The organism is Mucilaginibacter sp. R-33 (genome assembly GCF_049949235.1).
Classification (GTDB): Bacteria; Bacteroidota; Bacteroidia; order Sphingobacteriales; family Sphingobacteriaceae; genus Mucilaginibacter.
The window spans coordinates 988,978-1,015,518 of record NZ_CP188089.1 but is presented as its reverse complement, the minus strand read 5'-3'; the positions used below and the strand labels follow the sequence as shown (position 1 = coordinate 1,015,518).

Sequence of the window (26,541 nt, the reverse complement as noted above, 5' to 3'; positions counted from 1 at the left end):
TACATCGCCACCAATCATGAAAATCAAATTAAAACTACTGCTCACTGCAACTACGCTCTTTTTAAGCTGCATAACTATCGTATCGGCACAAACAACCCCGCCACCGGCTACAGCCCCCGCTTCTTCGGTTACGGCGCCTACTGACTCAGTTAACAAGGTGAAAAAAGACACCATACCCGTGGTGCACAAGCCCGTACCGACACTAAAAGTGGGTATTATGGGCTTAAACCATGACCATATCCACCTGATATTAAGCGAGTACCGCAAAGGAAACGTAAATATTGTAGGCATTGCCGAACCTGATAAAAAGCTCTGGGAAAAATTTGGCAAAGCATATAACCTGCCCGATTCCCTGTTTTTTGATGACCTAAGGAAAATGTGCACCACCCGTAAGCCTGCTATTGTACTCGGTTACAACGCTGTTGGCAAACATGTGGATATTGTGGAAACCTGCGCACCCTTAGGTATTTCTGTAATGGTTGAAAAACCGTTGGCCGCCACCCTTGAGCAGGCTAAACGCATGGAGTTTCTGGCCCTTAAATATTACGTAAAAGTGTTAACCAATTATGAAACCACCTGGTACCCATCCTTCCAGGATGCTTATAACACTGTTAAGCTGGACAGCTTAGGTTTAATCCGTAAAATGGTAGTACACGACGGGCACCAGGGTCCACGCGAAATTGGCTGCAGCGAAGATTTTTTGAGCTGGTTAACAGATCCTGTATTAAATGGTGCAGGAGCCCTGAATGATTTTGGTTGCTATGGCGCTGATTTGATGACCTGGTTAATGAAGGGCCAGCGCCCGATAGCAGTAACCGCCATTGCAAGGCATTATAAACCAAACGTATATCCGAAGGTTGAGGATGATGCCACCATATTGGTTGAATACGCCAATGCCACCGGGCAAATTGAAGCTTCCTGGAACTGGCCTTTCAGTATCAAGGACATGGAGATTTTCGGTGCTAAGGGTTATATCCACGCCTTCGATAAGGATAGTGTTGAAATAAAAGTTAATAACCATGCAAGAGGTTATAAAGCTGCCCCACTGGTAGCACCAGCTGATGCGCCGGTTGCCTATTTTACCGCTGCATTGCAAAATCCGCTCAAACACCCGGATGACCGTTCATCATTAAAATACAATATGATTGTGATGCAGATCCTGGATGCTGCTAAACGTTCGATAAAAGAAGGAAAGCGTATAGTTTTATAACAAACACAACGGGGCCGATGAAAAACATAACTTTATTACTGTTATTTTCCTCGGCCTTGTTAAGCTGTGGAGCCAAAAAAGGCAAAGCACCCGCTGAGGTTTACCCAACGGTTAGTTACTTAAAGATCAAACTTGATGCGGCTGGGCACCTGCCTGCCAATCCGTACATTTTAAGGTTTAAAAACGAAAAAAAAGAGATTGTTTTTTGTGGCGTTAACCATCTGCCGGATAACAACGATATCGAAAACCCGATGTTTAAGGATATCGAAAAGGCATTTTTTGAATTTAAACCTGATGTATGTGTTAACGAAGGAGGAGATGTTTCAAAAACGATCTTTACCTCAAAAAAAGAAGCCATACAAAAAGATGGTGAAATAGGGCTTACTAAAGCCCTTGCCGATAGCCTTAAAATAAAAACCGTTAACGGCGACATGACCGACAGCCTGGAATTTAGAGAGCTGCTGAAAAGATACACCACCGGCGAGTTTTTAGCTTATATTGTTACCGAACGCTTTATGTGGGGACAGCGACCACCAATTACCGATAGTGTGGCATTTAAGGGAAACTACGCTAAATTTATAGGAGGTTATATCATGAAAACAGGCGGCGTCAAACTTTCTCGCACCGAGCAAACGCTGGAATTTTATAAAACAAACTATCAAAAATTGCTTAACCGCCCTTTTAAGCTCGAGGAGCTGGAACCTACCAATCCGTTTGATCCGAAAGGAAAATTCCAGGAAATTGGGCGGGCATCCAAAGAGATCAGGGATCAAAGCCTGCTTCGCACCATTGACAACCTGCTCAAAACCCATAACAAAGTGTTTGTAGTTTTTGGCGGATGGCACCTGCTTACCTGTCAGCCGGGCCTGAAGCAGATCATCAGTAAAAGCGATTAATTATCCGGTTATCATACTTAAAGTCTTAATTAATTTTGTTTACATCGCAGGGCTTGCGTGTTATATAATTATTAATTTAGCTGCCGTTAATTAAGGAATAAAACCAACCTATAATATGATAAAACAAACGTTAGCCATGCTGGCCCTTTGTGCTTTCGGCGCTGTTTCATGCCAGTCGAAGCCATCAGATAAATCAACTACTACTACCCCTGTTACCGAAGTTCCGGCTGCCAATGCAACATCACAGGGTGACGCGGCCGCTATTTTAGCCCGCAAACAAGTACCTATCCTCTGCTACCACCAAATCCGCGACTGGAAGCCTACCGATTCAAAAAATGCCAAAGATTATATAGTTCAGGTTGCTGCTTTTAAAGAGCACATTAAAATGCTGGCCGACAGCGGTTATCATACCATACTGCCCGATCAGCTTTATGCATACCTTACCAAGGGAGCGCCGCTGCCTAAAAAGCCTATAATGCTTACGTTTGATGATACTGACCTTGATCAGTTCACCATTGCCAATCCTACCCTTAAAAAGTATGGTTTTAAAGCGGTTTATTTTGTGATGACCGTATCGTTAGGCCGTCCGCATTATATGACCAAGGAGCAGGTAAAACAACTATCTGCCGAAGGTAATGTTATCGCGAGCCATACCTGGGACCACCACCGTGTTGACCGCTACTCCCATACTTCTACCCTTAAGATCATTGGTAAAAATGGTAAAATAACCAATCGCCCGGTTGACGACTGGGTTACCCAAATTGAAAAACCAACCAAAACACTGGAAGAGATCACCGGCAAAAAGATGGATTACTTTGCTTATCCGTTTGGCATCTGGAACAAAGCCGCTTTACCTGAGCTTAGGAAACGCGGTTTTAAAATGGCTTTCCAATTAGCTGACAAACGCGATCAAACTGATCCATTGATGACTGTACGCCGTATTTTAGATAGCGGTTACTGGAGCGCAAAAACTTTGAGCAACAGCATCAGGAATAGCTTTTAGCCCCGCGCCTGCTAAAGGGAGGATATGGAAACCGTTAAACAAAAACGCCTGACTCTTTTGAGTCAGGCGTTTTTGTTATCAATGTATTGAAATGCTATTTGTTGATCAACAGCTCCCTTTTAGCACCGGTGGACTACAAATCCTCCCCTGCCGGGCCTTGTCCTTTGTTTGAGGATGGCATACTACCGATATCTTTTTCATCGGCCTTTAAGTGAGCCATTTCGGCTATTATGGTATCATCGCCGGTATTTTCACCCAACTCATCATTGTGCAGGTCTGAATCATCATTATTCACAACTGCTGTTTTATGTATTGTTTCCATAATGGTTATTTATTTAATTCCTGTTACCCATTTTAAAGCCTCGTCCAAATCCTCCAGTTTGTACCCTGCAAACTTGCCTGGCAAAATATATTTAAACAGGTGGCTAAACTCACGTACCCCGTCCTGATCGGTAACTACGGCAACTTTGTTCCACCGGGTGAAGTACTTAAGACCAAGCCTGATATTGCCGCACCAGGCACCCGCTGTAAAGTTTTTAATTTTAGTTTCCAGTATCAATAAGAAGTTTATCCGCCCGGTTTGTTTCACCTGCTGCTCAAGCAATGGCCGTAATGCCTTTTCATAATCGCCAATAGTAACATAGCCAACCGCATGCATTCCTAACACATGCGGGGGCAAGTATCTTATATGCTCAAGCATGCTATAAATCCTTGTTTTTTTAATCAGATACAAAAACTGCACCAATAGTCAATTTATAGCAAACAGCGTAAATAATAATAACGAATAATGTCCCGGTGCAAGTACAACAAGTTTGATAAAACGTGTTGAATAATATTACCAGGCACATAGCAATTTCAATTTATCCTATCTTTGCACCAATGCAACCAAACAAAGCGATATATAGTCAACTCATTAAAAACGAGGCGCAAAATCTTGGCTTTTTGTTTTGCGGCATTGCCAAAGCAGATTTTTTAGAAGATGAGGCCCCACGCCTTGAAGCCTGGCTAAATAAAAACATGCACGGCGAAATGTCGTACATGGAAAACCATTTCGATAAGCGCCTCGACCCGCGTTTGTTGGTTGATGGGGCAAAGTCAGTTATCTCGCTTGGTATAAATTACTATACCGATCAGCAACAGGACGATCCCTTATCGCCCAAAATTTCCAAATATGCTTATGGAATTGACTACCACACGGTGATTAAAGATAAGCTGAGGCAATTACTACAGATCATTAATGATAAGATAGGTGAAGTAGGCGGCCGCGCGTTTGTTGATTCGGCCCCGGTGCTTGATAAGGTATGGGCACGTAAAGCGGGCATGGGCTGGATTGGAAAAAACAGCAACCTGCTTAACAAAAAAGCCGGATCATTCTTTTTCCTGGCCGAACTGATCATCGATCTTGAACTGGAATATGATATAGCCCCCACAGCCAATCATTGCGGTACCTGCACCAATTGTATCGACGCCTGCCCGACCGATGCTATTGTAGGCCCATACGTGGTTGATGGCAGCCGTTGTATCTCTTATTTAACCATAGAGCTTAAAAACGAAATTCCGCAGGAGTTTAAAGGCAAAATGGATAACTGGATGTTCGGTTGCGACGTTTGCCAGGATGTTTGTCCGTGGAACCGCTTCTCTGTTTTAAATACAGAGCCGGCTTTTACCCCGCATCCTGATCTTCTACATTTAAAAACCGCTGACTGGCAGGAGATCACACAGGATATTTTTCAAAAAGTATTTAAAAACTCGGCCGTTAAGCGCACAAAATTTGGCGGGTTGAAGCGGAATATTGATTTTTTGAAGGCTAAAGGCTAAAGGCTAAAGGCTAAAGGCTAAAGGCTAAAGGCTAAAGGCTAAAGGCTAAAGGCTAAAGGCTAAAGGCTAAAGGCTAAAGGCTAAAGGCTAAAGGCTAAAGGCTAAAGGCTAAAGGCTAAAGTTGAACGGCCTCATGAAGCTTAGGTTTCAAAATATTATCAACAAAAAACCCTTGCATAAATAACTGCAAGGGCTTCAACAAAAAATCCTGAAAATCCTTTAATCCTAAAAATCAGGGTTCAGAACAATTATCCCTTTTTAAACTTCAAGGCTAACTGAGCCAGCATATCATCATTAACCGGTTGGGCTGGTTCATCCTTCTTTTTAAAAGGTTTGTTTTGATACTGCTGATTTTTGGTATGATCGGGCTTGGTGTATTCCTTTTTCTGATACTCAGGTTTAGGAGCAGCAGGCTGTTGATCTGCAGGTTTCGGCTGGGCCGCTTTGTTTGCCTGGCGTTCGGCAATTTTTTTGGCATTCCAGCGGGTATAAATTTCTTCGAGTTTGCGCTTGGTATAAAGTGGGAAATCACCCTGCATCATCCATGAGTAATAACTTGGCTCGGCGTTCAACACGTCTTCAACACGTTTGCCTTTATGTTTACCAAAATTTATTAATTCCTCGCCCTGTTCATTGTAAACCATACGGCCTGCAAAATCAACCGGCTTGCTCAGGTTGGTAAACGCGTGCAGCGCTTCAACATCGCCCACTACAGGGATTATTTTATTACCTTTTTTATCCTCCCACTCTACATTTTCATAACGCTCAATCTGTGCCAGCAAAACTTCCATGGTAGCACGGGTATCTGCTTCGGCCGAATGGGCGTTTTCAATTACTTTATTGCAGTAAAACTGGTAAGCAGCCTTTAACGTACGCTGCTCCATTTGATGAAATATGTTCTGTACATCAACAAAATGGCGGGCATCCAGGTTGAAATCCACTCCGGAACGTAAAAACTCCTCCATAATCATGGGGATATCAAACTTATTCGAATTGTATCCGGCCAAGTCGCTATCACCAATAAAATCGGCTATTTCCTGGCCAAGTTCTTTAAATTGCTTTTCGTTTTGGATATGCTCGTCATAAATGCCGTGCACCAGCGATGACTCGAGCGGGATAGGAATGCCGGGGTGGACACGCCAGGTTTTCACCTCTTCGCTGCCATCAGGGTTAAGCTTGATTACAGATATTTCAACTATACGGTCGGCACCGATATTGGTACCTGTTGTTTCAAGATCAAAGAAAGCGAGTGGGCGTTTTAAGTTTAATTTCATTTGTCAGTATTCAGAGATGCAAAGGTCGCAAATGTCCTAAAATTAATCAGCAGAATAAATTTTTTAATTTATTTAATATACCAATTTATTATTTAATTTGATTATCCCTAATTATCACGATTCATATGAACAAGATCGCCCTTATCCTTTTGATTTTTATCGGCTTATCGTACAAAGCTGCCGCGCAGGATTTTGAATCCGGAATCACCGACCAGGAGATTGAGATGGCCAAATACGATAAAGATCCGCAGGCTAATGCTGTTTTTTTAAACGAGTTTGGTAATACCCGTATAGATGAATATATGGATCATATCAGGCTCATTTATACGTACCATGCCAAAATTAAAATATTTACTAAGGAAGGGCTAAACCATGGCACCATAGAAATACCTATACACAACGGCGATAACTCGGCAGAAGAAGTTAATAACGTTACCGGATTTACTTACTATAAAGATGATAACGGTATTATTCAGAAGGCGGAACTTGATTCAAAAAAGGTATTTACCGTTAAAGACTATAAATATGGCAGTACTGTAAAGTTTGCCTTGCCTGCATTACGGCCCGGCTGCGTTATTGAATTTAAATACGAACTTATCTCACCATACTGGGATCATTTCAGGGGCTGGACATTTCAGGATGATATTCCTAAAATAAATTCACAATATGAAGTGCATATCCCGGGCTTCTGGACATTTAACGCATCGCTGCGCGGGGCACTCAAATTAACCAAAAGTAATTCGGAGGTTGAACGCGAATGCTTCTCATCAGGGGGTTCAAAAGCCGATTGCTCGCATATCACTTACAACATGAAGGATATTCCGGCATTTGTTGATGAGGATTATATGACTGCCCGTAAAAACTTTTTATCGGCGATATTTTTTGAGCTGGTTGAATATACCAATCCTTATAACGGCGTTAAAACTGTTGTAACAAAAGAGTGGAGCGATGTTGACCGCCAGTTAAAAATATCAGATGATTTTGGCGTACAACTAAAACGCACAAGCCTGCTCAAAGAGCGCATAGCATCGGTAATTGCAGGTAAAACAGACGATCTTGATAAAGCAAAAACCTTGTATGCCTGGGTCAAAAATCAGATAAAATGGAACGACTATATTGGTTTTTCCAGTAACGATGGTATTAAAAAAGCGCTGGATACACATGCAGGCAGCATAGCCGATATCAATCTGACGCTTATTACTGCACTTAGCGCCGCCGGCCTTAATGCCGAAGCTGTGTTACTTTCGACCCGCGAACACGGCATGGTGAATAATCTTTACCCGGTACTTACTGACTTTAACTATGTTATAGCCAGGTTAACTATCGGCACTCAAACCTACCTGCTTGATGCTACCGATCCGTTATTGTCCTTCGGTTTACTCCCTCTTAAATGTATAAACGATAAGGGCAGGGTGATTAGCCTTAATAAACCATCATACTGGATAGAGTTAAGCACTCAGCAAAAAGCGGCCACCACACGGATGTTCGATTTGACATTGCTTGATAATGGAAAGCTAAAAGGAACTATAACCAATTACTACAAAGGTTACGACGCTTATGAAAAACGCAAAGCCATTAAAAAATTTAATACAGTTGATGAATACGTTGAAGATTTTGACGAGAAACAGCCAAAGCTAAGAGTATTTAAATCAGATATAGCAAATCTCGACAGTCTTGAAAATCCGTTACGGGAAACTTTTGAAGTGGAAATAGAGGCTTTTGATAATACCAATCATGATAAGCTTGCGTTTAACCCTTACTTTTGGGAAAAACGCACCACCAACCCTTTCAAACTTGCCGAACGTGATTACCCTGTTGACTGGGCCTTTGCCTCAGATAAGAGGCTGGTTTTGGTGATGCATCTGCCTGCACAATACACCGTTGAAACCCCGCCGCAGGTAGTGGCCTATTCATTGCCCAATAAAGGTGGTATGTTTGCCAGCACGTTTGAATCCCAGGATAATAACACCTTTACTTTTTCCAACATCACCCAGTTTAACAAGTCGGTTTATGATTCGGCTGAATACCCTTATCTTAAGGAGCTGTTTAATAAGATCATTCTAACGGAAAAAGGAGATATGATCTTCAGGAAAAAATAATGAAAGCATTTTTAAATACCCTTTTTATATTTTCGCTAGCAACCAGTGTACAAGCACAGGAAAACTACGATGTATCGCTCATTTCAAAAGACCTTTTGCCTTATGCCAGCTCGGTGGTGCGTAATGAAGAAGTTACCGTAGAGGTTAAGGATCTTGACAACACACTTTACCATGTAAAAGAAGTATTAACGGTACTTAATAAAAATGGCGACGATGAGGTTGATATAGCGATATGGCATGACAAAAGTCGTTATATAAAGGATATAAAGGGCATAGTTTACAACCAATGGGGCAAACCCATCAGCAAATTTTCGGAAGGCGACTTTGAGGATGACAACAACCACGATGGCTTTTCGCTTTTTACCGACCTAAAGATAAAACATTATCAACCCAGGGTAAATGATTATCCTTACACCGTAAGTTATGAGTATGATGTAAAGTCAAAACAATCACTTGACCTTGAGAGTTGGCACCCGATACCTTCGGATGGTATAGCAGTTGAGAAAAGCTCGTATACGTTAATCTGCAAGCCCGATTTTAAGATCAAATATAAACAAACCAATTTGCCGGTTAAGGTAACAATTGGCACCAATAAGCAGGGGCTGCAAACATACACCTGGCAAACTAACAACCTCAAAGCTTTAAAGCATGAACCTTACAGCCCTATTTACAGATCAATAATGCCCAGGCTGGAAATAGTGCCCGAAAAATTCATTTATCGCGGAATTAGCGGCTCATTTACCAACTGGAAAGAGTTGGGCCAATGGCAATATGACAAGCTTAATGCAGGCCGTCAGCAACTTTCGCCTCAAACTATGGCGAAAGTAAAAGAACTTACAAGTTCAATAACCGATCCCAAAGCCAAAGCCCGCAAGGTTTATGAATACATGCAGAGTAAAACGCATTACATCAGTATCCAGGTAGGGATAGGCGGTTTACAACCCTTCCCGGCATCAGATGTTGATGCTCAAAATTATGGTGATTGCAAGGCCCTGGTTAACTATACACAGGCATTGTTAAAGGCCGTCGACATTGATTCATATTACTGTGTGGTATATGCAGGATCATCCAAAGTAAACTTTCAGCCTGATTTTGCGAGCATGGACCAGGGCAACCATATTATTTTATGCCTGCCTTTTAAAAATGACACCACCTTTTTAGAATGTACCAGCCAGAACATACCGTTTGGCTTTTTAGGCGATTTCACCGATGATCGGATCGTGTTGGCTTGTACCCCACAAGGCGGCAAATTAATGCATACGCCAAAATACACGGCCCAAGCTAATCTTGAGCAACGCAAAGCCAATTTTACATTAAGTGCCAACGGTAACCTATCGGGCACAATGGTTACCAATTTCAAGGGTACAAATTATGAAGATCGTGATCACGTGATCTACGAGTCGAAAACAGAGCAGATCAAGGATCTGAAGAAGATTTACCCTATTAATAACCTTGATATTGAAAGTGCAGACCTGAAGCAGTTTAAAGTTGACCAGCCTTACACTACAGAAACGTTAAAAATTTCGGCTACAGACTATGGTTCGGTATCTGACGGAAAGATAATCTTCCTGGCCAACCCGGCTAACCGCATAACTTCACCGTTGCGGGAAGTTCGTAACCGCCATAATGATGTGTATATCAACCGGGGATATACTGATGAAGATGAAATCATCTATACCCTGCCCGCAGGATATAAAGTTGATATGCGCCCTAAAAAAGTAAGTATCGAAAAACCTTTCGGAAAATTTGAATCAAGCACAACGGTAAATGGCGATAAGTTGATCTATAGCCGCAAGCTGCAACTTATTGACGGCACTTACAGCAAGGATACTTACCAGAAACTGGTCGACTTCTATCAGTCAATTGCCGATGTGGATAATGACAACGTTACCTTAGTTAAAGATAACTAAATATCACGATACCGAGGATAATGCCAAGCACCATGATCACATAAAGCATAATCTCGGTGCCTGCAAAACGCTTGTACTTAGTCCAAAAAGAGTAATCGTTTTTTTTGTCGGCCATGATGGTGCAAAATTATTGAAAATAAATGCACAATTTGGCTCAAATTTTCACGAATTACACGAATGCGATTTAAGCTTGCTATTGGTGTAATTCGCAAAAATCTTTCTAAAATTTGTGTTACTAATTCATGCCTGTAGGTACGTTTTCAATAGAACCTGCCCTTGAAAAGTACTTATATAAGGATGGGTCGCGCAGCTTTACAACGATTACCCCACGGCGCGAACTGGCATGCACAACGTAGCCATTTTGCAGGTAAACCCCAACGTGGCTAAACTGCTTTCCGTCGAAATCAAAAAACACCAGATCGCCTTCCTTTAGCTCATCTTCATATTTTCGTTTGATGACGGAAATCTGCTTGCTGGTCATTCGTGGAATGGTGATGCCATAAACCTGTTGTTCCAATAAAAAGGTAAGACCGGAGCAATCAATACCGTCTTTATCAAGTCCGCCAAATTTGTAAGGCGTACCCATCCATTGATCAATAAAAGCGTAAAGGCGACCATTTTGGATATCGCCCCTATCAACCCCCATAATTTCGGAATATTTTGAAGCGATATCAGGCGATGGATTAACCACATCACCCGGCTGGCCGCGCATAGCGGCCTTGCGCGAGTGACATGAACTTAATATAAATGGGGAAAGGAAAAGTATAAACAAATAAAAACTACGACGCAGGTATATGCTCATAAAGTAAAATTAACTTTAATGTTTATTGAGAGGATACGGATGTTTTTAACATATTAACATGGGGAGGATGTGCAGATGTGTAAATTTCAGATGAGCAGATGCTGCGGGCGAGCAGTATAGTTTCCCTAATTTCATTATTTTGCATCATAATATGATTTAATGAAGAAGCTATTTTTATTTATTCCCTGTTTAATTTGTAGCATTAGCTTATACGGACAAAGCCTGACTTTTGATAACCTGCACCATCTTTTAAAAGAAAAAGATCCAAATTATCTCATTAGCAAACCATTTCTATTTACAAAGGATACAAGGCCATATCCAGTGCCCAGATTTATTAAAAACGCGTCGACCCCAAACGAAGAACTTATTGATTACAATCATAAAGGAGCAACTTATAAATCGCCCAATAAAACTTTTATTGATGCCTTAATTAAGCAAATAAAATATCCGCTCATCCTCAAAGATGATAACGGTCAATCAACCTTTTATCAATATGGAGATACACATATAACTATTATGATTGACGTTTACAAAAAGCCGGCCAAGGGTGGCAGTATAACAATTACCGAAAAATAGGTTGATAGACATAATTAAGCCTCCTGTCGGCAACTGCACAATACTGGCTTTGGTGAAGTGCTGCCTTTAGATGTGCAGATATTAGAAAGCCAAAACTTACGATGTTTTTAAAACTTCGTAAGTTTCCCTCCAAAGGATTGGCCTTCAAACCATTTGCACATTTGAAATCCGCACATCAAAAATCAACTCTTCACCACCCTTTGGATCTCATCCAGCTTCATGAGTGCCTCAACCGGGGTTAGCGTATTTACATCAAGGTTGTTCAGCGTATCGCGGATCTTAACCAGTACCGGGTCATCTATCGAAAACATCTGCATCTGTACAGCTTGTTTCTGCACCTTGCGGATACTTTCTTTGATATGCTCGCCGCCGGTACGTTCGTTTTCGAGTTTCTTTAAGATCTCATTGGCACGGGAAAGTACCTTTGAAGGCATACCCGCCAGTTTAGCTACGTGGATCCCGAAGCTATGCTCGCTGCCGCCTGGTACCAGTTTACGTAAAAAGATGATTTGCTGGCCCACTTCTTTTACCGATACGTTAAAGTTTTTGACGCGGCTAAATGAGTTGCTAAGCTCATTTAGCTCATGATAGTGCGTTGCAAACAGCGTTTTTGCCCTTGCCGTCGGGTGGTTATGCAAATACTCGGCGATTGACCAGGCAATCGAAATACCATCATAGGTTGATGTACCGCGACCAATCTCATCCAGCAAGATCAGGCTCCTGTCGCTCAGGTTATTAAGGATACTGGCCGTTTCATTCATCTCCACCATAAAGGTCGATTCGCCGGACGAAAGGTTATCCGAAGCGCCCACCCTGGTAAAGATCTTATCAACCAGGCCTATTGACGCAGCTTTTGCCGGCACAAAACAACCCATCTGGGCCATTAGTACTATCAAGCCGGTTTGTCTTAACAAAGCCGACTTACCAGCCATATTGGGGCCAGTGATAATGATGATCTGCTGGGTTTCCGAGTCGAGGTAAACGCTGTTGGTGATGTACTCCTCGCCTATCGGCAGGTTTTTTTCAATAACCGGGTGGCGACCACCTTTAATGTCAAGTACCTTGCTTTCGTTTATCTCAGGCTTAACATAGTAGTTTTTAATGGAGATGGTAGCAAAGTTGAGCAACACATCCAAACGGGCTATCAGTTGGGCATTCAACTGGATTGGCTTAATATATTCGGCAAGCGAATACAATAGATCGTTATATAGTCGGGTTTCAAGCGCCAGGATCTTTTCCTCGGCCCCTAAAATCTGCTCTTCATACTCTTTAAGCTCGGGGGTAATGTATCGCTCGGCATTAACCAGCGTTTGCTTGCGGATCCACTCGGTGGGTACTTTATCCCGGTGGCTGTGCGTAACCTCCAAATAATAGCCAAACACGTTATTGAACGATACTTTAAGCGATGGGATCCCCGTTAATTCAGCTTCGCGCTTCTGAATCTCCAGCAGGTAGCCTTTACCACCGAAGGCGATCTTACGCAACCTGTCAAGCTCTTCATTAATCCCCTCGTTCATTACCGAACCTTTCACCAGCATAACCGGAGGCTCGGGGTTTAATTCACGTTCTATCTTTTCGCAAATTAGTGCACAAGGGTTAAGCTGCTCGCCAATGGCACGCAGCGGGGCACTTTGTGATGATTCCGCTATGCGTTTGATCTGTGCTATGGCGGTTAAAGCCTTCTTTAACTGGCAAACCTCGCGCGGGTTGGCTTTTTGGAGGCCAATTTTTGAGATGAGCCTTTCCAAATCACCTATCTGGCGCAGGTATTGGAGCAGCTCTTCCCTCAATTCTTCGTTTTCTATCAGGTATTCAACCACGCCAAGGCGGTCGTTAATTGCTTTGATCTGCTTCAACGGCATCACAATCCAGCGGCGCAATAAACGTGCGCCCATAGGCGAGCAGGTGTGATCAAGTACATCAACCAGGGTCATGGCGTTTTCGTTAGCCGAGCCAACAAGTTCCAGATTGCGGATACTAAACCTGTCGAGCCACAGGTACCTGTCTTCCTCGATCCTGCTGATAGCCGAAATATGACCCAGGTTACGGTGTTCGGTTTCATTCAAATAATGAATAGCTACACCGGCAGCGATGATGCCTAAATTCAGTTTATCGATACCAAAGCCTTTGAGCGATTTTACACCAAAGTGCTTAAGCAACGTTTCAGTGGCGTAATCGCCGCTGTATGGCCATTCGTCAAGGGCATAGGTGTAAAAGCGGTCGCCATAAGTATTTTTAAAATCGCGTGTACGGCTTTTGGGGTAGATCACTTCGCTGGGCGAAAAACTTTGCAGCAGCTTATCAATATAATCGCTGTTACCCTGGGCGGTCATGAACTCACCGGTAGAGATATCTATCAGGGCAATGCCTATCGTATTCTTTTCAAAATGCAGCGAGGCCAGGTAGTTATTGCTTTTTTGCTGAAGGATGTTATCGTTAGTGGCTACACCTGGGGTAACCAGTTCGGTTACACCGCGTTTAACGATGGTTTTGGTAGTTTTGGGGTCTTCCAGCTGATCGCAGATGGCTACACGCTGCCCGGCACGTACCAGCTTAGGCAGGTAAGTATCCAGCGAATGGTGCGGAAAACCGGCAAGCTCAATATGTGTAGCGGCGCCGTTTGCCCGGCGGGTAAGTACGATGCCTAAAATACCGGCAGCCTTAACGGCGTCTTCGCCAAATGTTTCATAAAAATCGCCCACCCTAAACAGCAATAAAGCACCTGGATACTTTACTTTGATAGCATTATATTGCTGCATTAAGGGGGTTTCTTTGGTAGTATCTTTAGCCAAGCGGTTACTCCTTCTGTTAATCGGGTAAAGTTAATGCATTAGCGGGGGTTTTAGGGTATTGTTGAAAAGTTGGGGTGGTGTGGATATGTAGGGAATGAACGCACCTGTTCGATAAATAAATGCTATCTGTATCGATATAAACTTTACCTGGCCACCAGTTTCCCGTTCACAATCCTATCCGTATAATCCTGTATCAGCGCTTTGCAATCCTGCATGCCTTTTTGCATTTCGGCATTGGGTTGCGCGGTCATCAGATTTTTCTCCAGCCCCTTGTCACTCACAGCAAAAATGCCGGTGAAGTTTTTACCATCAAACAAGTAAGTATAATTACCCTGCATAAACTGGTAGATGTTACCTGTTGAATTGATAACCCTTGGCTGCTCATCGGGTAGGTTACTTACCAAACTCCTCCCCCACGACCTGAAAGGCTTGTTATAACCGATCAGATCGACCACCGTTGGATAAATATCCATTTGCGACGCCAGATCGGTACGCACACCTTTCAAATTATAAGCGCCATTGGCGCTGTAAAACAGGATAGGCACTGCGAAACGGTTTACCTGCTTGCTGTATTCGGGATAATAAGTTTGACTGGTATGGTCGGCAGTGATCACAAAAATGGTATTGTTAAACCACGACTGCGTTTTAGCGTAATTGAAAAAGATCCGCAGCGAGTTATCGGTATACTGAACGCATTTATCAATAGCCAACGGACCGCCCTTAAACCTCGCTTTATATTTTTCGGGCAGTTGATATGGATCATGCGATGACAGCGTGAACAACGTAGCCATAAACGGCTGTTTCTGGCTGCTTAGTGTGCGCCCCATGAATGGAAAAAAATGCTCGTCCCAAATACCCCAAATGCCGTCAAAATCTTTATCGTCGTTATATTCGGTACGGCCATAATAGTTTTTATACCCCAAAATACTGCCAAAGCCCTGAAATCCCATCGACCCATTGGCTGCCCCATGGAAGAACGAGGTTTGATATCCCATACTGTCACAAACTGATACCACTGACTGGATTTTCTGCTTGGCATAAGGTGATGATGTAAAAGCATTCTGAAAAGACGGGATCCCTGCTATTACCGATGATACAGCATGAATGGATTGTCGTCCGGTAGCGTAAGCATTGGTAAAAATAAGACTGCTATTGGATAGCGAATCCAGAAACGGTGTATATGATTTAAAGCCCGGTATATTAACATCGCGGTTCATGCTGCCCCAATATTCGCGGGCCATACTTTCCAATATAATGATCACTACATTGGGCTTAGCAGCCGGTTTGGTGCTGTATTGTTTTATGGGTTTAATGTTGGTGTTGATGTAAGCCTCATCCGTCCAATGCTGAAGCTTGTAATTATTGGTTCCCAGTGTGCGGAATACAGCAAAAGGGGTGTTCAGCACGATATCGCCCTGGTTTGGGACAGTGATGTGCTTGTAGGCATCAACCATGTTAATAGGCCTTGTGCTGTGTGCAAAATCGCCCCGGATGCCACCTATAACCAGTGTGAGGATTAACAGGAAGGAAACTATCGACGATAGAAAATACACTTTCTTATCCGTTACCGCAGTGGGCTTTAACTTCACCTGTTTGTACAGCCAAACCCAGCAAACAGAACACAATATAAATATGATGATCACATACCAATAAGCTTCAGAAAAATGGGTAAATAACAGCTTCTTGTTATTTTCATCAGCCAGTACATCAAGCGTTGCCTTGGTAGAACGCACCTGGCTAAAGCGATAGTAAATGATATCAACAAAGTTGGTGGCGTAAGCAAGTAAATTGGTAACAAAGTACAGGATAGCCATACCTTTTTGAAAAGCCGGCCGGGTATTTACAGTTAAGGGCAAAACGCTGAGCAGGATAAACAGGCTGTTGATGTATAGTAAAGCCGTGGTGTCGAAGGCCATACCGTAATAACACAGCTTAAGCAAGGCCCAAATGCTATCCACGGCAAACAGGTGGGTATTAAAGGTAAAGAATAATACCCTTGCAATAAAATAAAACAAATACCCCAAAAACAGCCTGTATAAAAGTACTTTATATTCGGCCAACCTCAATTTACTTTCCATGAAAAACACGTTGCTTTAGTTTCCCCAAAGGTTTGACCGGCAGGGATTGATCAAATCCTAATTTCCCCGGGAGCTAATAAAAAGCGAAAGTAAAGAAAATTGGATTACAATTATTTAATACTAAATCAACGGTGATTTAATGACATTAGGTTGGCAAACTGGAGCGCTAAATATTTTTAAGAGCGGAAAACGAGTCCTTGGAAAGCTGATCCCCTCTTTTATAAACAATATATTCAAATAGCTTTCAATTGCCTGTATTGCCTTAAAGTGGCCTGGTTATTTCGTTTGATCCGGTAAGGCAGCTTTTTCAATTTTTCCTGTAATTGCATATAGGCCTGAAAATCGGCATTGCCCTGTAGTTTCTTCACCAGTTTATCCAACTGATCTTCAAACTTTACAATTTGCTTATAGGCCTCGTTGTTATCCCTTAAGTTGGGCAAAAATTCCCGGATGGTGCTATACACCCACACTTCAAACTTAGGGTTAAGCCAGCCGGCAAATTTCAACGCTAAAATTTCGCACATCCATAGTCCATCCAGTTTGTTCACAAATATCATTGCTTCCAGATCAGCAGAATTCTTTGTGCTGTTCCCTTCAAAATTCGATTCATTAAAAGGCAAGGGCATGCTTTTCAATTCGTCAATAAAATCTTTAGTTTGTTTCAGCTTTAAAAATTCTGTTGGGTTTTTCCCAAAGATCTTGCCCATTTCTGTGGCATTGATCATTAAATCCTTATCGCTGATATCAAACTCAACAACCTGATTATTAAATTCAAATTCAAAAACTGCATTTACCATAAGCCTGCTCCAAATATATTCCTTATTAAAATACAAGTATACCAACAGTAATTTTAAAACTATAAAAATTAGCAAAAAAAATTTTAATAATTAAAAAGCCATAAAAATTAGCAATCAATTAGTAACTGAATCTGATACCAACCTTCCACCACTCTAAATAAATCACCTGCTTCCTATTGCAAACTCAAATCATTTTAATAACTTTGAAATACAAAGTACTTTTATAAAACAAAGTAAAAGCAACCAAAAACATATAACATGGATCTTTTTGTAGATGAATATTCGATAGTGCGCAGGATCTGGGGCAAGGCAGATACCATCCTGTTCATTTTCGCCGGGGCCGCAGCCGAGTTTGCTTTAAATAAGGCTGTCGACTGGCTTTATTTCACGGGCAAACTTCCTGCTGATCCTTTAGCACGCCTGTTTAGCACCGTAGCCTATTCGCGGCAGATCATCTTTTCGGAGCGCGAAGCAGCTTTAAAGGCTATTGATAAAATAAATGCCATTCATAAAGGTGTTGAAACCGCCCGCGGTTCCCAAATACCCGACTGGGCTTATCGTGATGTGCTGTTCCTGTTGATCGATCTGTCCATCCGTTCATATGAATTACTGGAAAAGCCTCTTAGTACAACCGAAAAAGCCGAGGTATTTAATGTATTTTATAGAGTTGGGAAACGAATGCAGCTAACAGACCTGCCATCAGATTATCAACACTATCTACAAATGCGTAAAGAACACCTTGAACACAACCTGATCAGCAGCGCGTTCACCGCCGATTTATATCGCCAGTATGAAAAATATCTTGGTTTTGTCCGGTATCAAATCATGAAACAAGCACAGTTATTAACCGTACCTACGCAGGTTAGCCAACAACTGCCGCTGGGTAAAATAGCCTGGCTTTGGCCTGTATTAAAGGTATACAAGGTAATAAAGAACCTTAAACCCGGAAAATTTTTAAGGGATACTCTCCTGCCGGCGCAATACAAAATCCAGATCCAGGGAATGGACCAGGCATATGCTTTAAATTAATCCATGAAAACAGCTATTAAACATTTCGGGATTTTTGTGCAGCAGCAGGCGCTTTCTTGCCTGTTCCCGGTTTCGGTATTTGCCATGCTGGCACTTTCGCATTTGTTTACGGGCATTTTACCCCGGTATGATTTTATGCTGATAGCTTGCCTGCTTATCCAGGCGGCTTTATATTGCACCGGGATTGAAACTAAAGATGAAGTACTGGTAATTTGCATATTTCACCTGCTGGGCCTGGTAATGGAGCTCTTCAAAGTTCACTACGGCTCATGGGCCTATCCTGAATTTGCTTATCTGAAAATAGGCGGCGTTCCGCTATACAGCGGCTTTATGTATGCCAGCGTTGCCAGCTACATGTGCCAGGCGTGGCGAAGGCTTAACCTGCAAATACAAAACTGGCCTAACCGCTACATTGCCCGCACTATAGGTATTTTGATATATTTTAATTTCTTCAGCAATCATTTTATGCCCGATATCCGCTATGGCATAGGCGTGATGATCCTTTATTTTTTCAGGCAATCGGTTGTAGTTTTTCATTTACAAGAAAAAGTTTATCGCATGCCAACAATATTATCATTTATGCTTATAGGCTTTTTCATCTGGCTTGCCGAAAATATAGCTACCCGGCTTGGGGCCTGGCGTTATGCTTATCAGCATCATGCATGGACAGTAGTAAATTATCAGAAAATAAGCTCCTGGGCCCTCCTGGTAATTGTAAGTTTCATCATTGTCGCCGAATTAAAATTACTAAAAGACAGCACAAAGCCGTTACCGGTGCTATCGGTTTAAAATCCCTTACTCCAATAACTATTTCGATAATTCACGCGAAGGCGCTAAGCCGCAAAGACGTTACTTTTTCTTAGCACCGATGCTCCCAAAGTCGCCGAATCCGAAATCGAAATTCCGAAATCCGAAATTATAATGAAGTCACAACTCTCTGATCACTCGGCATGGATTTCCTGCAGCAACTACATTTGCCGGAATACTTTTGGTCACCACACTTCCTGCACCGATTGTCGTATTATCGCCTATGGCAACTCCGGGACAAACAATTACACCGCCACCCAGCCACACGTTATTGCCAATAGTAATAGGTGCTGCATATTCAGGACCTTTGATCCGTTCGGCAGCCATTACCGGGTGATAGGCTGTATAAAGCTGAACATTTGGCGCCAGGAACACGTTATCGCCAAAGGTAACACGGGCGCAATCCAATATAATGCAGTTAAAATTCAGAAATAGGTTATTCCCGGCTATTATATTAAAGCCATAATCACAGTAAAAAGGCGATTGAACATCAATATTGCCTTTAAAACTTCCCAACAGTTGTTTTAACAGGGCGGTTTTGGTTTCTTTATCATCATAGCTTGCGGCATTGTATTGTGTAAACAATTGCCGGGCCTTTGAACGGGCGGCAACAAGTTCGGCATCTCCGGCATTATACAGTTCGCCGGATATCATTTTTTCAAGTTCAGTCATAGGGTAATGTTTGCATATGCAGGTTACAGGCAAATATAGGTGCTCAATATTTAAACCGGCCACTCATCAACAATGCAAACGCTGTTATAATGCGTTGCATTACCAGGGCATTTGCTTCAATAGGTGTGGTTAATGCACTGGACTTGGATTCATTTCAAATTTCAAAAACTATTCCTTTCTCGTCAAGTTATCTTAATAGTTAACTTTTCATAAATAAAAAGAAAAAAATATGAAAAATTTAAGAATAACAGCCGCAGCTGTCGCCCTGTCATTAGCCGGCTCTTTGGCATTAGCTAACGGACACCAAGGTCAAAATACCGGTGTATCAGTAACAAAGTACACATTGACCACTGATACTGTGCCAGATAAAAATAAAAAGAAACCAAAAACTCCGGTACCCACACCAAAACCAACAGATCCTGTGCCAAGTCCGACACCAACGCCTACTGATCCAAATCGGGTACCAACTCCTGCGCCCACGCCAACACCAAACCCTTCACCAACACCTAATACCCCTAACCCGGCGCCGCAGCCAAACACGCCTAACCCAAGCCCTCTACCAAATACGCCAAGCCCGACAACACCAAGCCCGACACCTAATCCGTCGAGCCCAACCAGGCCAAGTCCTGGCCAATAATTACGGATCGGTTTAAAAAAGAACGCCCCGGGATATTGCAAACCGGGGCGTTCATGTTATATTTTCTAATTTATTTAATTACTGACCTGGGTAAAGGTATAAGGCAGATTAGTGAACGTACCACCTAATATCTGCGACGTTTCAATAGATGCTATGGTACCATCATCATTATAGTTTACCTTTTTCGTGGTCATGCTATAGGTACCGGTTATCACATTTTTTGATGGATCTATAGAGGTAATTATGATAGAACCCGAACCCGGCTCAACCACACCCACCTGATTATAGGATGTACCGCCAGTTGATGTAAAGTAAGCCATATTTACCTTGTTGGTAGCATCAACCTTATAAGTAGCCAGCGGAAAAGTATTGACATTGGTAGCATTAGCATCACTTAAAGTAATCGTCCATTTTACTCTTTTCAGGTCAGCAGTACCAACTACATTAAATGATTTTGTTTTAGCAGTAGCATCATAATTTATAGTAGCGGTAACATCATCAGGGATCCATGATGTACCATTTATAGTTGCGGCAAGTATTTGGTCAGAAGTAGTGGAAGCAGAAGTAACAACGTCCTTTTTACAGCCCTGGAATATTATAGCTGATAAAACGAACAGCATTAATAGTTGGATTTTCCTCATATATAAATTTTATGCAAATAACGATGTTTAAGAAGTAATAATCACAACCGAAATTACTTTTTTCACATATTTTAACATTCGCCGGTACGGCGGCTTTTAATAGTTAAGCCCCAATTATAATACAATTCATTTTATTTAACCATATTAGGCCGAAATTTTTAAACATGATCAACGTAAACGAATATTTTGAAGGTGCCGTAAAATCACTGGCATACACTACTCCGCAAGGGCGCTCAACCATCGGCGTTATTGAACCCGGCGAATATGAATTTGGCACCTCAAGTCACGAAACCATGACAGTAATTGAAGGCAGCCTTGAAGCTTTATTACCAGGTCAAAGCCAATGGCAAACTTTTATCAACGGACAAGTATTTGAGGTTGAAGCAAATACTTCATTTAAAGTTAAAACAGAAGTGCAGAGTTCGTATCTGTGTACTTACAGATAGTTGATTTTGTCTGAACTCGAATTGAACGAATTTTGAAAATTTATAGAATTTGCATAGCATCATGTTGATTCCTTAAATTCTATAAATTCGAGTTCAGACAATAATTCGAAATCAAAAGTTATAGACCTATCCACTCCCAGAACTTTATCTATACCTTGATAGGAGATTGTTCAAAATTCAACTTTTGGATTGCCGACTTACTGCCCCCGGACTTTTCCCCTCCCAAATCCTACTAATCACATAGAGAAACACCACAAAATTTAATTTGGTTATAGCTAAAAAGTCAGCTTTAATAAATGTATTGCACAAGTTTGGTATAACTTTATATTGATTCTAAATAATTTTTTTCGTACTTTCATTTTGTACATCATAATATTTGTCTCTTTTTGTTGAGATAATGTTAAATAATTATGATTTAAATAATTGATTTTTTAGAAATCTTTAAAAATTACCGTAAATTTTATAATTTATTTGAGTTTTGGTAACTTCGTGGTTACACCCCTTATAAAATTGTAAACGGTTTAATTTAAACAATGGATCAAACTGATAGCCACCAGGGTCTTTACAGACCGGAATTTGAACACGATTCGTGCGGAACGGGATTTATAACCAATATCAACGGTCATAAAACCAACCAAATTATTGATAACGCGTTAACCATGCTCGAAAACATGGAACATCGCGGTGCGTGCGGATGCGACCCCGAGAGCGGGGACGGTGCGGGAATTTTAATACAATTGCCCCATGAGTTTTTAATGGAAGAATGCTCAAACCTCGAGATCAGCCTGCCGGAACCCGGCGAGTATGGTGTAGGTATGATATTTTTACCTAAAGATTCGGCCCAGAAAAAGGCCTGCCGTACCATTATTAACAATGCTATTGAAAAATTAGGTTTACATAAGCTGGGCGAGCGTAAGCTTACCGTTGATTCATCAGTTATTGGTGAAACAGCCCGCCAGGCCGAGCCTGATATTGAGCAAATTTATATCGCAAGGCCACATCATATTACCAACGCCGATGATTTTGAACGCAAATTATTCGTGCTCAGAAGGTATATCAACAAAACCATTACTGAAACGGTAGCCGGCGCTTCTGATAATTTTTATTTTACATCATTAAGCTGTAAAACAATTATTTACAAAGGGCAGCTTACTACCTACCAGCTGCGTAAATACTATACTGATCTTTCTGATCCGCGTATTGCATCGGGCTTTGCCATGATCCATTCGCGTTTCTCTACCAATACTTTCCCTTCATGGAAACTGGCCCAGCCATTCCGCTTAATTGCGCATAACGGCGAGATCAATACCCTTACAGGTAACTTAAACTGGTTTTATGCCGGCCTGAAATCATACGCTTCGTCATACTTTACTGCCGAAGAAATGGACATGTTGTTGCCGGTGATTGATAACAACCAGTCGGATTCTGCCTGCCTGGATAATATCATTGAAATATTGTTGCACTCCGGCCGTTCATTGCCACATGTGATGATGATGCTGGTGCCTGAAGCATGGGATGGCAACGAAGCCATGGATCCGCTTAAAAAAGCCTTCTATGAGTTCCACGCTACACTAATGGAGCCATGGGATGGACCTGCCGCAATTACCTTTACCGATGGTAAACTGGTAGGAGCCCTGCTTGACCGCAATGGTTTGCGCCCACTGCGCTTCGTGGTAACGAACGATGGTCGTGTAATAGCCGCTTCTGAAGCAGGTACTTTAGCTATCGACGAAAGCACTGTTTTACGCAAAGGCCGTTTACAGCCCGGTAAAATGTTATTGATCGACACTGAAAAAGGCCGCATCATCACTGATGAAGAGATCAAGCAACAAATTGCATCACAACAGCCATATGGCCGTTGGTTAGAGAATTATAAAATTAACCTGAGCGAGCTTTCAGAACCGCGCCTGGCTTTCGCCAGCCTGTCTGAAGCCTCTGTATACCGTTACCAGCAGGTATTCGGCTACAGCCGCGAGGATATCGACACCATCATTAAACCGATGGCCCTTGATGGCAAAGAGCCTGTAGGCTCAATGGGAACCGATGTGCCTTTGGCTATCCTTTCGGACAAACCTCAGCACCTGTCAAGCTATTTCAAACAATTCTTCGCGCAGGTAACCAATCCACCAATCGACCCGATCCGTGAGCGTTTGGTGATGAGCCTTGCTACCTTTATCGGTAACAATGGCAACCTGTTAGACGAAGATAAAATGCATTGCCATTGCGTGGTATTGAAACACCCGATATTGAAAAACCACCAGTTAGAAAAACTGCGTAGTATCGATACCGGCCTGTTCCACGCCAAAACTTTGCAAACTTACTTTAAGGCTGATGGCCTGCCAGGCTCACTGGAAAAAGGCATTGCACGCCTTTGCCGCTACGCCGAAGATGCTGTTGATGACGGCTTCGAGGTATTGATCCTTTCGGATCGTGCGGTTGATTCTGAGCATGCCCCTATCCCTACCCTGCTGGCTGTATCAGCAGTACACCACCATTTGATCCGCAAGGGGCGCCGTGGCGCTGTTGGCCTGGTTGTTGAAACCGGCGATGCCTGGGAAGTACACCACTTTGCCTGTTTACTGGCCTTTGGTGCTACAGCTATCAACCCGTACCTGGCGCTTTCAACCATTGAAACGCTCAAGGACAATGGCAGCCTTGAAACCAGCTACGATATCAAAAAGCTGCGTAATAACTACGTTAAATCTATTAACGATGGCTTGCTGAAGATCTTCTCAAAAATGGGGATCTCAACCTTACAGTCATACCATGGCGCACAGGTATTCGAGATCCTTGGCATAAACAAAACCGTTGTTGACAAATACTTCCATGGTGCTGTTACCCGTATAGGTGGTTTAGGCCTTGATGAAATTGCCCGCGAAGCGCTTTGCAAACACAAAATGGGCTTTGAAGCTAAAGGAGCTGACAACCTGTTACCTGAAGGTGGTATCTACCAGTGGAAACGCCGAGGCGAAGCCCACTTGTTTAATCCTACTACCGTTCACCTCTTACAGCACGCCACACGTACTAATAGCTACGAGGTATATAAAAACTACGCTAAGGTGGTTAACGAGCAAACTGAAAAGCACTTCACTATCCGTGGCTTGCTTGATTTTGCCCACCACCGCGAATCAATCAGCATTGATGAGGTTGAACCTGCGGAAAGCATCATGAAGCGTTTCGCTACAGGTGCCATGTCATTCGGCTCTATCTCGCACGAGGCGCACAGCACCATGGCTATTGCGATGAACCGTATTGGCGGTAAAAGTAATACTGGTGAAGGAGGTGAAGACGAGATGCGTTACGACAAATTGCCAAACGGCGATTCGTTACGTTCTGCCATTAAACAGGTAGCATCGGGCCGTTTTGGGGTAACTTCAAACTACCTTACCAACGCCGATGAGTTGCAGATTAAAATGGCACAGGGTGCAAAACCAGGTGAAGGCGGTCAGCTGCCGGGCCACAAGGTTGATGACTGGATCGCTAAAACCCGTCACTCTACTCCGGGTGTAGGTTTGATCTCTCCTCCACCGCACCACGATATTTACTCTATCGAAGATTTGGCACAGCTTATCTTCGATCTTAAAAATGCTAACCGTGCTGCCCGTATCAACGTTAAGCTGGTATCAAAAGCAGGTGTAGGTACTATTGCAGCCGGTGTTGCCAAAGCACACGCCGACGTAATCCTGATTGCAGGTTATGACGGTGGTACTGGTGCATCGCCAATAAGCTCTATCAAACATGCTGGTTTACCATGGGAGCTTGGTTTAACCGAAGCTCACCAAACACTGGTACGTAATAAACTGCGCAGCCGCGTGGTACTACAAACAGACGGTCAGCTGAAAACCGGCAGGGATTTGGCAATCGCAGCTCTGATGGGTGCCGAAGAATGGGGTGTAGCTACTGCTGCCCTTGTTGCAGGCGGCTGTATCATGATGCGCAAATGCCACCTGAACACCTGCCCTGTAGGTGTAGCTACTCAGGATCCTGAACTGCGCAAATTATTCTCGGGCAAACCTGAGCACATCGTTAACCTGTTCCGCTTTATGGCCGAAGAGTTACGTGAGATCATGGCCGAGCTTGGTTTCCGTACTATTCATGAAATGGTTGGCCGCGTACAATTCCTGAAAGTGAAAGATAACCTGCAAAGCTGGAAAGCCAAAAAGATCGACTTGAGCGGCATTCTGCACCCGGTTACCAACACCAAAGGTATGACCTTGTACAACAGTGAATCACAAGATCATGGCATGGCCAATATCCTTGACTGGAAACTATGGGAAGCTGCGAAGCCTGCTATTGAAGATAAAACCCCGGTATTTGCTTCGTTTGATGTGATCAACGTTGACCGCACTATCGGTACCTTGTTATCTAACGAGATTTCTAAAGTGTATGGTTCGGCCGGTTTACCTGACAATACCGTTAACTTCAAATTTAAAGGTTCGGCCGGTCAAAGTTTTGCAGCATTCACCACTAAAGGTGTTTCTTTCGAGCTGGAAGGCGAAGCTAACGACTACGTAGGTAAAGGTCTCTCGGGCGCTCAGATAGCCGTTTATCCGGCAGCTAACGCAACATTCGTACCTGAAGATAACATCATCATCGGTAACGTAGCTCTTTACGGTGCTACATCGGGTGAATTGTTTGTAGGTGGTATGGCCGGCGAGCGTTTCGCGGTACGTAACTCTGGCGCTACCACTGTTGTTGAAGGCATCGGCGACCATGGTTGCGAGTACATGACCGGCGGGCGGGCGCTTATTCTTGGTAATACAGGCCGCAACTTTGCAGCCGGTATGAGCGGAGGTATAGCGTGGGTTTATAATCCTGAAGGTACGTTTGCAGAAAATTGCAATACTGAGATGGTTGACCTTGACCCGCTAAGTGTACAAGACGAAGAACAGATCCTCACCCTGCTGCGTAAACACATCACCTTAACAGGCAGCAAGCTGGCGCAAAAGATACTAAACAACTGGAATGAAGCATCAACCCAGTTTGTGAAAGTATTCCCGAGAGAGTATAAAAAAGTATTAGAGAAATTACAATATCAAACCATAGGCTAAGAA

22 protein-coding genes are annotated in these 26,541 nt (G+C 42.8%); 11 read left to right on the top strand and 11 right to left on the bottom strand.

Annotated elements, in window-relative coordinates:
• Window positions 1–16 precede the first annotated feature (16 nt).
• The 3 genes from ACP26M_RS04520 (at window position 17) to ACP26M_RS04510 (ending at window position 3,109) form a co-directional block, all read left to right on the top strand.
• Window positions 17–1,210: a Gfo/Idh/MocA family protein gene (locus ACP26M_RS04520; protein ID WP_426586548.1), complete on the top strand. Its 1,194-nt coding sequence runs from the start codon at window positions 17–19 to the stop codon at window positions 1,208–1,210.
• A 17-nt stretch (window positions 1,211–1,227) separates the two neighbouring features.
• Window positions 1,228–2,106, top strand: coding sequence for a hypothetical protein (locus ACP26M_RS04515; RefSeq protein ID WP_426586546.1), 879 nt, complete (start codon window positions 1,228–1,230; stop codon window positions 2,104–2,106).
• Between the two features lie 115 nt (window positions 2,107–2,221).
• A complete protein-coding gene (locus ACP26M_RS04510) occupies window positions 2,222–3,109 on the top strand; it encodes a polysaccharide deacetylase family protein (RefSeq protein WP_426586544.1) in 888 nt (295 codons plus the stop codon).
• A 133-nt stretch (window positions 3,110–3,242) separates the two neighbouring features.
• On the opposite strand, the gene ACP26M_RS04505 is transcribed toward ACP26M_RS04510, so the two are convergent.
• A complete protein-coding gene (locus ACP26M_RS04505) occupies window positions 3,243–3,431 on the bottom strand; it encodes a hypothetical protein (RefSeq protein WP_426586543.1) in 189 nt (62 codons plus the stop codon).
• A gap of 9 nt (window positions 3,432–3,440) precedes the next feature.
• On the bottom strand, window positions 3,441–3,809 hold the full coding sequence (locus ACP26M_RS04500) for an STAS/SEC14 domain-containing protein (protein ID WP_426586541.1): 369 nt from the start codon (window positions 3,807–3,809) through the stop codon (window positions 3,441–3,443).
• A gap of 179 nt (window positions 3,810–3,988) precedes the next feature.
• Here ACP26M_RS04500 and queG point away from each other — a divergent pair, with 179 nt between their 5' ends.
• Entirely contained in the window at window positions 3,989–4,927 is a 939-nt protein-coding gene (queG, locus tag ACP26M_RS04495) for a tRNA epoxyqueuosine(34) reductase QueG (RefSeq protein ID WP_426586539.1), read from the top strand.
• 248 nt (window positions 4,928–5,175) lie between these two features.
• Here queG and ACP26M_RS04490 read toward each other — a convergent pair whose 3' ends face one another.
• On the bottom strand, window positions 5,176–6,201 hold the full coding sequence (locus ACP26M_RS04490; protein WP_426586537.1) for an exonuclease domain-containing protein: 1,026 nt from the start codon (window positions 6,199–6,201) through the stop codon (window positions 5,176–5,178).
• Window positions 6,202–6,326: 125 nt separating this feature from the next.
• Between ACP26M_RS04490 and ACP26M_RS04485 the strand changes: the two genes are divergently transcribed.
• Both ACP26M_RS04485 and ACP26M_RS04480 read left to right on the top strand, forming a co-directional pair.
• A complete protein-coding gene (locus ACP26M_RS04485) occupies window positions 6,327–8,300 on the top strand; it encodes a DUF3857 domain-containing protein (RefSeq protein ID WP_426586535.1) in 1,974 nt (657 codons plus the stop codon).
• Complete coding sequence (locus tag ACP26M_RS04480; RefSeq protein ID WP_426586533.1) at window positions 8,300–10,210, top strand: DUF3857 domain-containing protein; 1,911 nt, start codon at window positions 8,300–8,302, stop codon at window positions 10,208–10,210. Before ACP26M_RS04485 ends, ACP26M_RS04480 begins: the two co-directional genes overlap by 1 nt.
• On the opposite strand, the gene ACP26M_RS04475 is transcribed toward ACP26M_RS04480, so the two are convergent.
• Window positions 10,197–10,325 carry a hypothetical protein gene (locus ACP26M_RS04475; protein ID WP_274987845.1) on the bottom strand — a complete coding sequence of 43 codons (129 nt, stop codon included), beginning with the start codon at window positions 10,323–10,325 and terminating at the stop codon, window positions 10,197–10,199. The genes ACP26M_RS04480 and ACP26M_RS04475 overlap by 14 nt on opposite strands.
• A gap of 120 nt (window positions 10,326–10,445) precedes the next feature.
• Entirely contained in the window at window positions 10,446–11,012 is a 567-nt protein-coding gene (locus ACP26M_RS04470; RefSeq protein WP_426586531.1) for a C40 family peptidase, read from the bottom strand.
• A gap of 159 nt (window positions 11,013–11,171) precedes the next feature.
• Between ACP26M_RS04470 and ACP26M_RS04465 the strand changes: the two genes are divergently transcribed.
• Window positions 11,172–11,588: a hypothetical protein gene (locus ACP26M_RS04465; RefSeq protein WP_426586529.1), complete on the top strand. Its 417-nt coding sequence runs from the start codon at window positions 11,172–11,174 to the stop codon at window positions 11,586–11,588.
• Between the two features lie 182 nt (window positions 11,589–11,770).
• Here the strand turns inward: ACP26M_RS04465 and mutS are convergent, their stop codons facing one another.
• The 3 genes from mutS to ACP26M_RS04450 all read right to left on the bottom strand — a co-directional run bounded on the left by mutS (window position 11,771) and on the right by ACP26M_RS04450 (window position 17,255).
• Window positions 11,771–14,380: a DNA mismatch repair protein MutS gene (gene mutS, locus ACP26M_RS04460; protein WP_426586527.1), complete on the bottom strand. Its 2,610-nt coding sequence runs from the start codon at window positions 14,378–14,380 to the stop codon at window positions 11,771–11,773.
• Between the two features lie 143 nt (window positions 14,381–14,523).
• Complete coding sequence (locus ACP26M_RS04455; protein ID WP_426586525.1) at window positions 14,524–16,458, bottom strand: LTA synthase family protein; 1,935 nt, start codon at window positions 16,456–16,458, stop codon at window positions 14,524–14,526.
• Between the two features lie 233 nt (window positions 16,459–16,691).
• Window positions 16,692–17,255, bottom strand: coding sequence for a KilA-N domain-containing protein (locus ACP26M_RS04450; protein WP_091162386.1), 564 nt, complete (start codon window positions 17,253–17,255; stop codon window positions 16,692–16,694).
• A gap of 258 nt (window positions 17,256–17,513) precedes the next feature.
• On the opposite strand from ACP26M_RS04450, the gene ACP26M_RS04445 reads away from it, so the two are divergent.
• Both ACP26M_RS04445 and ACP26M_RS04440 read left to right on the top strand, forming a co-directional pair.
• On the top strand, window positions 17,514–18,284 hold the full coding sequence (locus tag ACP26M_RS04445) for an oxygenase MpaB family protein (RefSeq protein WP_426586523.1): 771 nt from the start codon (window positions 17,514–17,516) through the stop codon (window positions 18,282–18,284).
• 3 nt (window positions 18,285–18,287) lie between these two features.
• Window positions 18,288–19,073, top strand: coding sequence for a DUF817 domain-containing protein (locus tag ACP26M_RS04440; protein ID WP_426586521.1), 786 nt, complete (start codon window positions 18,288–18,290; stop codon window positions 19,071–19,073).
• Window positions 19,074–19,211: 138 nt separating this feature from the next.
• Here ACP26M_RS04440 and ACP26M_RS04435 read toward each other — a convergent pair whose 3' ends face one another.
• From ACP26M_RS04435 to ACP26M_RS04425, 3 genes are all read right to left on the bottom strand, one after another.
• Entirely contained in the window at window positions 19,212–19,763 is a 552-nt protein-coding gene (locus ACP26M_RS04435; protein WP_426586519.1) for a sugar O-acetyltransferase, read from the bottom strand.
• 309 nt (window positions 19,764–20,072) lie between these two features.
• A complete protein-coding gene (locus ACP26M_RS04430; RefSeq protein ID WP_426586517.1) occupies window positions 20,073–20,441 on the bottom strand; it encodes a hypothetical protein in 369 nt (122 codons plus the stop codon).
• A 33-nt stretch (window positions 20,442–20,474) separates the two neighbouring features.
• The gene (locus ACP26M_RS04425) at window positions 20,475–21,041 is read right to left on the bottom strand and encodes a hypothetical protein (protein WP_426586515.1); all 567 of its coding nucleotides are present in this window, start codon (window positions 21,039–21,041) and stop codon (window positions 20,475–20,477) included.
• Between the two features lie 164 nt (window positions 21,042–21,205).
• On the opposite strand from ACP26M_RS04425, the gene ACP26M_RS04420 reads away from it, so the two are divergent.
• Both ACP26M_RS04420 and gltB read left to right on the top strand, forming a co-directional pair.
• Entirely contained in the window at window positions 21,206–21,487 is a 282-nt protein-coding gene (locus ACP26M_RS04420; RefSeq protein WP_426586513.1) for a pyrimidine/purine nucleoside phosphorylase, read from the top strand.
• Window positions 21,488–22,020: 533 nt separating this feature from the next.
• On the top strand, window positions 22,021–26,538 hold the full coding sequence (gene gltB, locus ACP26M_RS04415) for a glutamate synthase large subunit (RefSeq protein WP_426586511.1): 4,518 nt from the start codon (window positions 22,021–22,023) through the stop codon (window positions 26,536–26,538).
• Window positions 26,539–26,541 lie beyond the last annotated feature (3 nt).